This window comes from Microcoleus sp. S13_B4, from assembly GCF_036700885.1.
Classification (GTDB): Bacteria; Cyanobacteriota; Cyanobacteriia; order Cyanobacteriales; family Microcoleaceae; genus Microcoleus.
Genome location: NZ_JAUBPU010000004.1, coordinates 67,742 through 81,006, shown reverse-complemented (window position 1 = coordinate 81,006; position 13,265 = coordinate 67,742). Strand labels below are relative to the sequence as shown.

Sequence of the window (13,265 nt, the reverse complement as noted above, 5' to 3'; positions counted from 1 at the left end):
GTTGTCAATTTCAAGCTTAAGTTCTATTCACCATTATCAGGAGGATAAAATTGACTATGTTCAATCAAACAGTAAGTTATACTTTTGGTGTCAATCTTGTAGGCCACGTGACAGGTGAATTTGGTCTGGGCGAAGGCATGAGAGGTACCATTAGAGCAATAGAAGCAGCAGGCATTCCCTTCGCACTCAAGGATCTTAAAGAAAGTTCGCAGCGGAACTTAGATTATACATACACAGATTTTTCTGAAAATAATCCGTACCCAATCAACATCGTTCATGCCAATCCTAATCCAGTCCATATGGAGCAAATTGGTTCTGAATACTTTCAGGGTAGATACAATATAGGCTTTTGGGCTTGGGAACTGCCAACATTTCCCTATTTTTGGCAAGGTGCTTTTGATTTATTTGATGAGATATGGACTTATAGCCATTACACGGCTGAAGCCATTGCTAAGGTATCGTCTATTCCAGTTCTAAAAGTAGCACCTAGCATTTATCTGCCACAATCATCATTGGGGAGAGAAGCTTTAGGATTACCCAAAAATAAATTTATTTTTTTGTTCATGTTCGACTTGGGAAGCATATTTGAAAGAAAAAATCCAATAGCTACAGTAGAGGCATTTCAACGAGCTTTTGATAAACTAAATAATGATGTGCTATTGGTGATTAAGTTCCGACCGCATCCACAGTTTAAACAGCAGCAAGAGCAACTTTTGAGTTCGGCAAAAGAATGGTCATCTATTAAGTTTATAGAAGGAGATTTAAAGAAAGAAGAAATTCATTCCTTAGTTAACTGTTGTGATTGTTATGTGTCGCTACATCGTTCAGAGGGTTTTGGCTTGACCATGGCTGAAGCGATGTTTTATGGAAAACCTACGATCGCTACTGCATACTCCTCAAATGTGGAATTTATGAATGTAGGGAATAGTTTTCTGGTGAAATATGACCTAGTTACAACTACTGAAGATTATGGGCCTTACCCAAAAGGTAGTGTCTGGGCAGAACCTGATATTGACCATGCCGCCTCCTTAATGCAGTATGTTTTTCACAATTATCAAGAAGCTGAGCAAGTAGGAGCCAGAGCCGCTAGGGAGATTAAGTCTTTACTGAGTCCGCAGACAGTTGGCAGCACAATTAGAAGCCGCTTGCAACATATTATGAAAATAGGGATTCGCAGGCAATTAGAGCAATCTCAATTTCAACTCCCTCAAATCAACGATGCAGAATTTTTGCAAGAAACTGAGAGCCTCAACGATGGAGATTTTCTGGAGGTAGCTTATCACGGCTATCTAAAACGCGCTCCCGACCGCGAAGGCAAAGAAACCTACATCCAATTTTTACGTGATGGCCGGTTCACACGTCAGCAATTCCTCTGTGAAATGCGGGATTCACCGGAATTTGAGGCTTTGTGGAAGCTTGTGGAGGAAGGACTTTTGCCCTTAGCTTCGGAAGTAAAATTAATTTCCGTACATATACCAAAAACAGCAGGCGTAACGTTTAGCAAGATTTTAGAACAAGTTTATGGTAGCGATAAATTAGTTAAAGAATACAAAAATATGTCTTTAGCTACTATCGTGCAACAAGGTTGGATTAATAGAGAAACTAGAATAATTCACGGCAATTTTCCGGCTGTCAAGTACAGAGGATGTTTTTTGCATTCCGTTCCCTCGATAATTTGGTTAAGGCATCCCATTACTCGCTTAATTTCCTGGTATTGTGATTCTATTAGTATGCGGAGTGACGTTACTGAGGATGAATTTCTGAAATATGTCAGTCAAACCAAGCCGAGTCTGCTGGAATTTGCTGAGTTAACCGCAACCCAGAACTTGATGTCGAGGTGCGTTCTGGGAAGGAAGCTAAGTGATTTTTACTTTGTCGGCATCCAAGAATTTTTCCGCGATGACCTAAGTGACCTGAGAGAGATGCTAGGTTTGCCAGAGGTAGAAATTGGTTGGCATAACAAAAATAGATACCCCGGGTATCACGGTTATGTTAACAATGTGTTGAGTGACAAAAATCTGCTAGCTAAGTTAGCAGCTATCAATAGCGAAGATATGGAACTTTATCAAACCGCATTGAACTTGAGACAGAAGCGGAAAGAGAGAACTACAGAAAACTCAGAACTCCATTGGACTTAGGGATCGGTGCTATGTATGATTAAAAAAAACGCTGCGACAACTGCCATCAATCAGCAGCCAGTTATTATCAACGATGAGCCGAGCCTCACTAATCCAGTCTCGCAAATGGCCACCGAGGCCCAGTGTCGATCGGATGCCTTCTACTATTGGTGTGAGGAAACTCGTCTGCCGCACGAGCCAATATTTCATCGAAAACTGTGGGAGTACGCCTATATCCTCCAGTGTCTGTCTGAGGCGGGCATGATGTCACCAGGCAGGCGCGGACTAGGTTTTGGTGTCGGCCAGGAACCGTTAGTAGCTGTAATGGCGGCGCGAGGCTGCGAAGTGGTGGCCACAGACCTAGATTCAGAGGAGGCCACTAAGCAGGGATGGGCAGGTACCGGTCAATATGCAGCCACGCTAGAGGCACTTAACGATCGCGGCATCTGCCCCCCCGAACGCTTTGCATCCAAGGTGAGTTACCGCGTGGCAGATATGAACAAGATAGATCCTGATTTGGTCGGCTTCGATTTTGTCTATTCGTCTTGCGCTTTCGAGCACGTCGGCTCAATCGAACTGGGGCTGCAATTCGTCAAAAACAGCCTTAAGTGTCTGCGTCCGGGCGGAATAGCAGTACATACCACCGAATTCAACGTTTTTTCTAATGACGCGACGATCGACCACCAACAGACTGTACTGTTTCGACGGCAGGACATCGACAGACTCGCAGCAGATTTGACAAGCCAAGGACACGAAATAGTCCTCAACTACAACACTGGAAGCGGGCCCTTCGATCGTCACATAGACCTACCGCCCTGGTCGGGGATACACTTAAAGCTTCAGTTGGAACAATATGTCACAACATCCTTGGGGCTGCTCATTCAAAAGGCTTCATAGATTAAATCGTTTTTCAATCATATTCAGACATTTCTACTCAGCCAAAACCAAGACCAATGTTAAATCATCAACTAAATAATTCTTTGGGTGTTAATTTAACCGGTCATATAACCGGTGATTTTGGGCTAGCGGAAGCAGCTAGAGGAAATCTCCGAGCCCTAGAAGCAGCCAGAATTCCCTTTGCAGTTAAGGATCTAAAAATAGATTGGCTACCAAACTCCGATACTAGCTACAAAAAATTTTCCGACGACAATCCATATCCAATCAATATAGTCCAAACCAACCCCAATTGGGTTGAGCAGATTTTAGCCGGGTACTTTCCCGGCATTGGTTCTGAATATTTCAAAGGCAAATACAATATAGGTGTCTGGCTATGGGAACTGCCCGTATTTCCCTCTGAATGGCAGTGGGCATTTGATTTATTTGATGAAATCTGGACTACCAGTAACTTTTGTGCAGAAGCATTTGCGACTGTCTCCCAAGTTCCTGTACTCAAAATTCCTGTTAGCCTCGCCTTTCCGCAACCTCTATTAACAAGACAAAACCTAAACTTACCCAAAGATAAGTTTATTTTTCTTTTCATGTTTGACTTTGGTAGTTCCTTTGAACGAAAAAATCCCTTTGCCACCGTTGAGGCATTTAAACGAGCTTTTGGTAAATCTAATCCAGATGTTTTACTCGTTCTCAAGTTTGCCAATGCTCATCTTTTTCCGCAACGGCGACAGGAACTAATTGATTTAGCTGAGGGTTGGTCATCTCTTCTGTTTATAGACGGGCATTTGAAAAAAGAAGAGATTCACGGCTTGGTTAATAGTTGTGACTGTTATGTCTCTCTGCATCGGGCTGAAGGATTCGGTTTAACAATGTCGGAAGCCATGTACTACGGCAAACCAGTAATCGCCACAGCCTATTCATCTAATATGGAATTTATGAATGTTGGCAATAGTTTTCCGGTTAAATACGAGCTGGTGACAACAAGTGAAGATTATGGAGCTTACCCCAAAGGCAGTGTCTGGGCGGAACCAGATATTGCTCATGCTGCGTCTCTCATGCAGTATGTATTTGAGAATTATCAGGAAGCTCAGAAAACAGGAAAAAAAGCAGCCAAGGAAATCAGGTCTTTATTAAATCCTCAAGCTGTAGGTATAAAAATAAAAAATCGCCTTGAATTTATCAGGGCACATCTCAATCATACCCAGTTGTCAAATCGGTTCCATGAACTTCAGACAGAAAGAGATCTATTGGCTCGCCAAGCCCAAGTTTGGAGACAGACAGCATTACAGGTACAAAAAGAGTTAGCAAAATACTCTTAATTTCAACGATAATAGCGCTGAATTTTCAAGCATTATTCTAGAGAATTCTTAAGTAAAAGACGAACCATGTTAAATCAAACAATAGATTCTAATTTCGGCATCAATTTTATTGGTCACCTGAGCGGTGAATATGGTCTGGGAGAAGGATCGAGGGCCACTCTCAGAGCGATCGAAGCTGCTGGCATTCCGTTTGCACTGAAAGATATTAAGGTACATTGGCATCGAAATTTAGATAGCAGCTACACAAGTTTTTCCGAGCAAAATCCCTATCCCATTAACCTGATCCACACTCTGCCAGAACCCATGGTTTTCAACATGGTCGATCGCGAATGCTTTAAAGGTCGATACAATATTGGCTTCTGGGCTTGGGAACTGCCGATATTTCCATCAGGGTGGCTATACGCTTTTTCTTTATTTGACGAGATATGGACTTATAGCAATTACTGCGCTGAAGCGATCGCCCCCGTATCTCCTGTCCCTGTGATTAAGATGATGTCCAGCCTAGAATTTCCAGAACCGTCATTGGAGAGAGAAGCATTAGGATTACCCCAAGACAAATTTATTTTTTTATTCATGTTTGACTTCCACAGTACAATAGGTCGGAAAAATCCCTTTGCTACTTTGGAGGCATTTAAGCGAGCTTTTGCTCAATCCAATGAAGATGTCTTACTGGTACTCAAGTTTTCTAATGGCAACTTTTTCCCCAAAGAGCGAGACCAACTCAAAGCGCAAGCAGCAGGCTGGCCAGTTCACTTTATAGATGGGCATTTAAAGAGAGAAGAACTTCATGCTTTAGTTGCCAATTGCGACTCCTATGTTTCCCTGCACCGGGCAGAAGGTTTTGGTTTGACAATGGCGGAAGCGATGTACTACGGCAAACCCGTAATCGCGACTGGCTACTCATCTAATATGGAATTTATGAATGTCGGCAATAGTTTTCCAGTAAAATATGACATAGTGACGCTGGCAGAAGATTATGGGCCTTACTTTAAAGGTAATTACTGGGCAGATCCCCATATAGATCATGCCGCATCATTAATGCAGTATGTGGTTGAAAATCCCCAGGAAGCACAACAAGTAGGAGCAAGAGCAGCTCAAGAAATCAAGTCTTTACTGAGTCCTCAACTTCAAGGCATCAAAATCAAAAATCGGTTGGAAATCATTAGAAACAGGATGAACCAATCTACAAACTGGTCAACTCGTATCCATCAGATGCAGCAAGAGACGGCTTTGGCTCACTCCCAAATCCAAGTTTGGCGCCAGACAACACAGCAAGTTCAATCTGAAGTAGCGCAATACCAAAGGCTTACTAAGACTTGACACATTTGATTTACTGTAAATATTTTTGATTAGGAGTTCAATCATGTTCAATAACACAAATTTTAAGTTTGGAGTTAATATTATCGGTCATGTGAGTGGCGAGTTTGGTTTGGGCGGGGGGGTGCGAGGCACAATCAGAGCCATAGAAGCAGCTAACATTCCTTTCACAATCAAGGATCTGAAAGAAGATTCCCAACGCAACTTAGATTCTACATACACTAATTTTTCCAGCGACTACTCTTATCCGATTAATATCGTCCATACCAACCCTCACGAGTCCTTGTTGAATTGTATCGAGCCTGAGTTTTTTAATAATCGCTATAATATTGGTTTTTGGATTTGGGAACTTCCGGTATTTCCAGATTTTTTTATGGGAGCTTTTAATCGATTTGATGAGGTGTGGACTTACAGTAATTACACCGCTGAAACCATTTCCGATGTCTCGCCTCTTCCCGTTGTGAAATTACCGCCTAGCATTTATTTGCCGCCCAACGAATTGGGCAGAGAAGCTTTAGGATTACCTAAAGACAAATTTATTTTTCTGTTCATGTTCGACATGGGCAGCGGTTTTGAGCGAAAAAATCCTTTTGCTACCATTGAGGCGTTTAAAAAAGCTTTTGGGAAGTCTAATGAAGATGTTTTACTGATTATTAAGTTTAGACCTCATCCTTACTATCAAAATCAGTACGCTCAACTAAAAGCGATGACAGAAGACTGGCCATCTATTCAACTTATCGAAGGGCATTTGAGCAAGGAAGAGGTTCATGCCTTAGTAGATAATTGTAACTGCTATGTATCGCTACATCGGGCTGAGGGTTTTGGTTTGACTATGGCGGAGGCAATGTATTACGGCAAGCCAGTCATAGCTACCGCCTATTCATCCAATACCGATTTTATGAATGTCGGCAATAGTTTTTTGGTAAAGTACGATCTAGTGACCACTACTGAAGCTTATGGACTTTACCCAAAAGGTAGTATCTGGGCTGAGCCGGATATTGATCATACAGTTTCGCTCATGCAGTATGTTTTTGAAAATTATCCACAAGCACAGGAAGTAGGAGCGAGAGCCGCTAAGGAGATTAGGTCTTTATTCAATCCCCAGGCGATCGGTCAAAAAATTAGACATCGCCTGGAATATATTATGAGGACAATAGAAGAGAAAAAGTGGTACGAATCCCAAGCTCAAGCTTGGAGACAGGCGGCCAAACAGGCTCAGACAGATTTAGATATTTTGCAACATCCAGTCTCGCACAAATTGTTTTGAAGATGAGCTGACAGCATTCAGTCCCCTCAAACTCTATGAATCTTCGCCTCGCATACAGCATATGTAAAAACAATAGGATTTATCTGGATTATCGTTGAGGTTTTCACTATTAAGAAATTCCTCGTTGAAATGCTCCATACTTGATGTATCTATAGACTTTGAGAGGTCAATCAGTCCCTTAGATTGAATTATTTTGAAGTTATGCTTCTCTAATAGTTCGCATAAATCTTTGTGATAATACTCAAGCTTGTGTTCGGGATGTATGTAACCGTCGGGAACTTGTAGCTTAGTAGCTCGCCTGTTAGGGGTATCTAGAGCTAACTTGCCGCCCGGTTTTAATAGTTTGTATGCTTTTGAAAGAACTTTTTCAGCATCTTCTACAGTGATGTGTTCTATTGACTCTCCAGACCAAATTAAATCGAAAGAATTGTCTTCAAATAAACTTAAGTCAGTCATACTTCCATAGACATAATTAATTTCGCAGTCTTTGTACTTAACCTGTTTTGACCACTCAGGTCCAGGAAACATCATCTTATCGGGATGGAAGTCTAGTATGTAAAGTTTTTCTGGAACATAAGAATAACCTAGCTGTAGCAAAGCTCCTTTTGGATCGGAGGCGGAATAACCTCCTAAGTCTAACGCCACTTTAGCAGGTGGAAGTAGTGTCTTGACCATTTCCATTCTGGCACTGTGAAGTTTATGAAGAATTGAGTTTCCGCCATTACCACCTGGAAGGCGTGCTTGAAATTCCTTTGATTCAATCATTTTTTTGATGACAGCAGCTCGAGACACACCTGCACGGAGCTCGCCCAACCAACTATCTAATCCATCGGGATCTGATTGACGATCAAAGATGACCCTGTATGCCATCCATAGAAAACTTTTGTCATTTTTAGCGTGAGTAGATAAAGTCTTTTGAATGGATTCTTCCAAAGATTTAGTTGCTTCAGGGTTCATGGTGGTTCCTCTAATCTCGTTGATATCATTTTAAGGCAAATAAGCTCTATTAGCCTGTATTACTTTACGAAATACAGGCTCAATTTCACAAGAAATTAGAAAATCTTGGGTTCTAACTCTAAGGCGTGACGGTAACAAAAACTCGCTTCATCAATTTGCCCTTTCTTAGTCAAAACTTCGCCTAAATTATAATGGAACCAAGAGAAATCAGGCTTCAGTTCTATGGCGTGGCGGTAACAAGCGATCGCTCCTTCCACATCTCCTTGATGGCGCAACATATCCCCTAAATTGTTGTGGATATACGGATCGTCAGGTTTTAACTCGATCGCGCGACGGTAACAGTTCATCGCTTCCTCCCGCTGACCTTTTGCACTCAAAGCATCGCCTAACAATTGGTAAGGTTTATACTCATGTGGTTGAACCTCAATAGCGCGCCGGTAACAAGCGATTGCCCGCTCTGTATCATTCTTTTGAGCGAAAAGCAACCCCAACTGCAATTGCGCCTCACCGCATTCGGGATTTACCTGCAACGCCATCTGATAAAAGACGATCGCCCCATCCGGCCAACTGTGCCGCACCAAAGCATTAGCCAACTCAACATAAAGGTCAGCATCATTCGGGGCAATCTCCAGCGCCTTGTGATACAACTGCACGTCATCACGATTCTCCTGAATCGCCCGCCGGTACAAACGCATCGCCTCCTTCAAATCCCACTGTGATCGCATCCTCAAAGCATCAGCCAACTTTTGCGAAAGCCACGGCAAATCCGCCTGAATCTCCGCAGCGTGGCGGTAAGCGGCGATCGACTCATCCCACCGTTCCAGCTTCTCAAAAACCGTTGCCAGGTTGTAATAAGTCCACGGAAAATCAGGATTTAACTCGGCCGTGCGCCGATAAACATCGATCGCTTCCTCCCACCTTTCCATGGATAGCAGCACGTCGCCCAACTTGCTCTGCGACCAGAAGAAATTAGGATTAACTTCGTTAGCACGCCGGTACGCAACAACCGCCTCATCCCACCGTTCCAAATTCACTAGCGCTTCTGCTAAATTGTTGTGCGCCCAAAAATGGTCGGGATTGAGTTCGATCGACCTTTGGTAAGCCGAAATTGCCTCATCCCACCTTCCCAGCTTAATCAGCGCGTCTGCTAAATAGTTGTGCGACCAACTGAAATCAGGATTTAACTCTGTTGCTTTCCGGTAAGACTCTACAGCTTCTTCCCACCGTTCCAACTTAACCAGCACATCTGCTAAATTGTTGTGAGACCAGCTAAAATCTGGATTTAATTCGATCGCATTGCGGTAAGCATTTACAGCTTCCTCCCACCGTTCCAACTTAACCAGCGACTCCGCTAAATTGTTGTGCGACCAAGAAAGATTAGGATTGTTTCTAATGGCATTAGTGTAAGCATCTACCGCCGCTTCCCACTGTTCTTGACCCTTAAGAATTTCGCCCAATTCGTGATAAGCTGCACCAGCATTTGGGTTCAACTCAACCGCGCGCCGGTAACACTCAATTCCCTTATCTACCTTACCTTGCTCGATCAAATTTTTGGCTAAATTCTCGTGTTCCTCAGCGGTACCCGACTTGGGGTCGATCGCAAATGCCCGATACCATGCCTCAGCCGCCTCCTCCGACTTGCCTAACTGCGTCAACAGTTTCGCAAAATTGCGGAAAGCACCGGCAAAATCCGGTTTCAGGGCGATCGCCTTTTCGTAAGCAGAAACCGCTTGTTGCCACTGTTCCTGCTGCGCGCAAATGCTGCCGTAATTAGCATAAGCTTCGGCAAAATTAGGGTTAATTTCTATTGCTTTGACATAGCAACTTTTAGCTTCATCAATTTTCCCGCCAGCTTGCAGCGCGTTGCCCAGCATTTTGTAAAGCGGCGCTTCCGGCTTAATTTGCAGCGCCTTCTTACAAGCTGCAATCGCCTGTTCCAATTTACCCTGAGCAAAATAGCCTTCTGCCAGTATTTTGTATGCTTCTGGATCTTCTATATTAATTGTAGAATTAACTGCCTGCTGAACTGGCGGCTTAACTGGAGGCTGCAATGGCTGATTAACTGCGGTTGCTGCGGGCTGCTGCTTGACTGCTGCACCGTTTTTCGCAGTTGCACCCGCCAAAGTTTGCTCTCCCTCGCTGCCATTTCTGGCATTAGCTGCGTTCAGTTCAATAGCTTTGCGATAATATGCTGTCGCTTCCTCTAACTTGCCTTGTTTTTTGAGCGCTTCGCCCAAATTTTGGTAAGCAGTCGCCACATTAGGATTTAATTTTATGGCGCGATCGTAACAAGCGATCGCTTCAGGGAATTTTTCCTGCCGAAAAAAAGCGTCGCCCATATTCAAGTGTTCCCCAGGCGCTACTTTTTCCGGTTCCAAACTAAATGCTTGATACCAGCACTGCTGGGCTTCTTCCGGTTTGCTAATTTGTCCGAATACTTTTGCTAAATTCCGGTACACTCCCGCGAAATTCGGCTTAATCGCGATCGCCTTTTGATAAAATCCGATCGCCTCCTGCCATTTTTGCTGCTGCGCGCTCAGGCTGCCCAAATTCGCGTATACTTCCGCAAAATTCGGTTCTATTTCAATCGCTTTTGCGTACCAGTGCCGCGCCTCTTCCATCCTGCCTTGAGCTTGTAGCGCGTTACCCAAAGTCTTGTAAGCTGGTGCAAAATTGGGGTGAATCTTTAAGGCTTGCTCGCAGGAGGCGATGGCTTCTTCTATTTTTCCTTGGGATAAGTATGTTTCTCCCTGTTGGTTAAATTGAACCGCTGTTGATTCTGTATTCACTGTTGATGGCATATGGGCGGCGGCTCCAGAGGCAGGAATTAAATATGGTAGTCAAAACGTTTCACAATTATACTCGCGTTTGACACTAACAGTAGCGGGCTTGTTCCCCTAATTCTTAATTTTTTTGATTCCCGCTGCTGGCGAGGAACCGGGATTCTCGGCTGATTTTTTGATTTTACGGCTAAATATGTAAGAATCAGCACAGTTTCTGGCGGATTTGCGCGCCAGTTCCGACTTTTTTAGCTGCTAGTCGATCGCCCGTTTTGTAAAAAAAAGTAAACACTGCCGATTCTTGCTTGTGGGATGCTTTCTTGTGGGCTTGGCAAGGGAACAGGCCTAAAAAAATATTACAAGCAGTGCAAAATGTGCGATCGAACCCAAACGAGAATATCCTTTTTAGCAAAAAACGATCGCCCTTTTGGGAGAAAGCGATCGCCCTTTTTTTCAACCATTAGTTAACAACTATTAGCAATTACTAATTAAGCTGCTGCGGCTGCTTCTTCTTCTGCGTCTTCGGCTTCAGAACCTGCTTGAATTCCCAGCACGGTAACAACCACCTGATCTGGTTCGCCGAGAGCTACCACTCCCGCAGGCAAAACTAATTCGTTAATGTGCAGCGCATCCCCAACCTTTAAATTAGAAATATCTACTTCTATGGATTCAGGAATGCTGTCAGGTTTGCACTTAACTGCTAGTTGCGTCAGCACGGTATCCAAGATGCCGCCTTCTAACTTGACGCCGACAGCTTCGCCGACAAAATTCAGCGACACTCCAACTTCCAGGCTGTCTTGAGTTGCTACGGAGAAAAAGCTCAGGTGGTAAGGATAGCCCTTCCAAGGATGAACTTGAACTTCGCGCAGTAAGGTTTTTCCGCTCCAAGATAGATCGGGAATGCTGAGGTCAATTAGGGTATTGTTGACTACGTGCTTTTTGAGCAGGTGTTCAACTGTTTTGGCTTTGATGGTAAGGGAAATGGATTCAGATCCTTTGTGACCGTAGAGGACGGCGGGAATCAATCCAGAGCGGCGGAGGGCGTTAGGTTTACTGCCTTCGGCCCGCTTTTGACATTCTACTGCGAGTTCCATTTTATGACTTTCTGCTGATTGTTTTCACATTTTATCAAATTTATGCTACAGCGATCGACCTTAATTAAATTCGCTGAATATTTGATAAAAATTGGGAGTTGGGAATTGGGAATTGGGCTATTCTCGGAATTTCGGCCTCTCCAACTTTCCCAATCTCCCCATCACTCTTTCCCAATCTAAAATCTAAAATGGTTAGGCTGGCGTACCGTCAGCAGAGAGCAAAGCGCGTTTCGGGCCGTGAATCGGGTCTTCTACAATAATAGTTTGGTCGCGGCTCGCACCGAGAGAAACAATTGCGATCGGCACTTCCATCAAATCTGCCAAAAACTTCAGATAATCCAATGCTTGCGGCGGTAAATCTTCCAAATTCCGGCACTCTTCCGTAGACTGTTTCCAACCGGGAAGGGTTTCGTAAATAGGTTTGCACCGAGTAAAGATTCGGGAACTTTTCGGGAAATCAACACATTTTTCGCCGTCAATTTCGTAAGCAACGCAAACTTTTATTTCTTCTAATTCATCCAAAACATCTAGTTTGGTAATTGCCAGACAGTCAAGGCCGTTGATGCGGACTGCGTAGCGGCCGATTACTGCGTCGAACCAACCGCAACGGCGTTTGCGGCCGGTTGTCGTGCCGAATTCTGCACCTCTCTCGCCCAAAACTGCTCCTATTCCATCTACCATTTCGGTAGGGAAGGGGCCTTCTCCGACGCGGGTTGTATAAGCTTTTGCTACGCCAATTACGCGATCGATCGCTGTTGGGCCGACTCCGGTTCCCACACAAGCCCCACCAGCGATGGGATTGCTCGAAGTAACGTAAGGATAAGTACCGTGATCTAAGTCTAATAAAGTGCCTTGCGCGCCTTCAAACAGAATATTTTTCCGCTTGTGAATTCCCTCATAAATCTTCAGAGAACTATCTACTACGTGAGGCCGCAAACGTTCCGCATAAACTCGATATTCATCAATTACGTCTTGCGGATTTAAAGGCGGCAAATTGTAGAGTTTTTCGAGAAGGACATTTTTACAATTAATAGTCCATTCCAGTTGTTCTTGCAACCCATCCAAGTCCATTAAATCGAGCATCCGAATGCCGGTACGTTCCGACTTGTCGGCGTAAGTAGGGCCGATGCCGCGTCCCGTCGTCCCGATTTTATAATTTCCCCGCTGCGTTTCCGATGCTACATCAATTAATCGATGATAGGGCATCGTGACGTGAGCAGTCTCCGAAATCATCAGGGAGGCCGTCGAAATATTCAGTGCCTCTAGCTGATCTAACTCTGCAATTAAAACTTTAGGGTCGATGACCGTGCCACAGCCGATAATACACTCTTTATCAGGGTAGAGAATCCCGGACGGAATTAAGTGCAGCTTAAAAGTCTGACCGTTTACTACCACGGTGTGACCGGCGTTGACGCCCCCTTGGTAGCGGACAACGATATCTGCGGATTTGCTGAGCAAATCGGTAATTTTGCCTTTTCCTTCATCGCCCCACTGGGCGCCGATCACAACTACGTTAGCCAAGG

The 13,265-nt window shown here is 44.1% G+C and carries 9 protein-coding genes; 5 read left to right on the top strand and 4 right to left on the bottom strand.

All coding sequences use genetic code 11. The features are described from left to right. The first annotated feature begins 56 nt into the window (after window positions 1-56). From QT994_RS04235 to QT994_RS04215, 5 genes are all read left to right on the top strand, one after another. Window positions 57-2,138 carry a glycosyltransferase gene (locus QT994_RS04235; protein ID WP_333172040.1) on the top strand — a complete coding sequence of 694 codons (2,082 nt, stop codon included), beginning with the start codon at window positions 57-59 and terminating at the stop codon, window positions 2,136-2,138. A 15-nt stretch (window positions 2,139-2,153) separates the two neighbouring features. Further along, entirely contained in the window at window positions 2,154-3,014 is an 861-nt protein-coding gene (locus QT994_RS04230; RefSeq protein WP_333172038.1) for a class I SAM-dependent methyltransferase, read from the top strand. Between the two features lie 56 nt (window positions 3,015-3,070). After that, window positions 3,071-4,327, top strand: a complete 1,257-nt coding sequence (locus QT994_RS04225; RefSeq protein ID WP_333172036.1) for a glycosyltransferase — start codon at window positions 3,071-3,073, stop codon at window positions 4,325-4,327. A 66-nt stretch (window positions 4,328-4,393) separates the two neighbouring features. After that, entirely contained in the window at window positions 4,394-5,647 is a 1,254-nt protein-coding gene (locus QT994_RS04220) for a glycosyltransferase (protein ID WP_333172034.1), read from the top strand. Between the two features lie 43 nt (window positions 5,648-5,690). Continuing rightward, entirely contained in the window at window positions 5,691-6,911 is a 1,221-nt protein-coding gene (locus tag QT994_RS04215; RefSeq protein ID WP_333172032.1) for a glycosyltransferase, read from the top strand. Between the two features lie 33 nt (window positions 6,912-6,944). On the opposite strand, the gene QT994_RS04210 is transcribed toward QT994_RS04215, so the two are convergent. The 4 genes from QT994_RS04210 to QT994_RS04195 all read right to left on the bottom strand — a co-directional run bounded on the left by QT994_RS04210 (window position 6,945) and on the right by QT994_RS04195 (window position 13,263). Further along, on the bottom strand, window positions 6,945-7,868 hold the full coding sequence (locus QT994_RS04210; protein WP_333172030.1) for a methyltransferase domain-containing protein: 924 nt from the start codon (window positions 7,866-7,868) through the stop codon (window positions 6,945-6,947). A 95-nt stretch (window positions 7,869-7,963) separates the two neighbouring features. Beyond that, window positions 7,964-10,669, bottom strand: coding sequence for a tetratricopeptide repeat protein (locus tag QT994_RS04205; RefSeq protein WP_333172028.1), 2,706 nt, complete (start codon window positions 10,667-10,669; stop codon window positions 7,964-7,966). 467 nt (window positions 10,670-11,136) lie between these two features. Next, window positions 11,137-11,742, bottom strand: a complete 606-nt coding sequence (locus QT994_RS04200; protein WP_333172026.1) for a 50S ribosomal protein L25/general stress protein Ctc — start codon at window positions 11,740-11,742, stop codon at window positions 11,137-11,139. Between the two features lie 192 nt (window positions 11,743-11,934). Next, a complete protein-coding gene (locus QT994_RS04195; protein ID WP_333172024.1) occupies window positions 11,935-13,263 on the bottom strand; it encodes an adenylosuccinate synthase in 1,329 nt (442 codons plus the stop codon). Between the last annotated feature and the right edge of the window lie 2 nt (window positions 13,264-13,265).

Coding starts and splice junctions, on each gene's coding strand:
- QT994_RS04200 (WP_333172026.1), bottom strand. CDS start 11,742: ATGGAACTCGCAGTAGAATGTCAAAAGCGGGCCGAAGGCAGTAAACCT.
- QT994_RS04210 (WP_333172030.1), bottom strand. CDS start 7,868: ATGAACCCTGAAGCAACTAAATCTTTGGAAGAATCCATTCAAAAGACT.
- QT994_RS04205 (WP_333172028.1), bottom strand. CDS start 10,669: ATGCCATCAACAGTGAATACAGAATCAACAGCGGTTCAATTTAACCAA.
- QT994_RS04215 (WP_333172032.1), top strand. CDS start 5,691: ATGTTCAATAACACAAATTTTAAGTTTGGAGTTAATATTATCGGTCAT.
- QT994_RS04235 (WP_333172040.1), top strand. CDS start 57: ATGTTCAATCAAACAGTAAGTTATACTTTTGGTGTCAATCTTGTAGGC.
- QT994_RS04225 (WP_333172036.1), top strand. CDS start 3,071: ATGTTAAATCATCAACTAAATAATTCTTTGGGTGTTAATTTAACCGGT.
- QT994_RS04220 (WP_333172034.1), top strand. CDS start 4,394: ATGTTAAATCAAACAATAGATTCTAATTTCGGCATCAATTTTATTGGT.
- QT994_RS04230 (WP_333172038.1), top strand. CDS start 2,154: ATGATTAAAAAAAACGCTGCGACAACTGCCATCAATCAGCAGCCAGTT.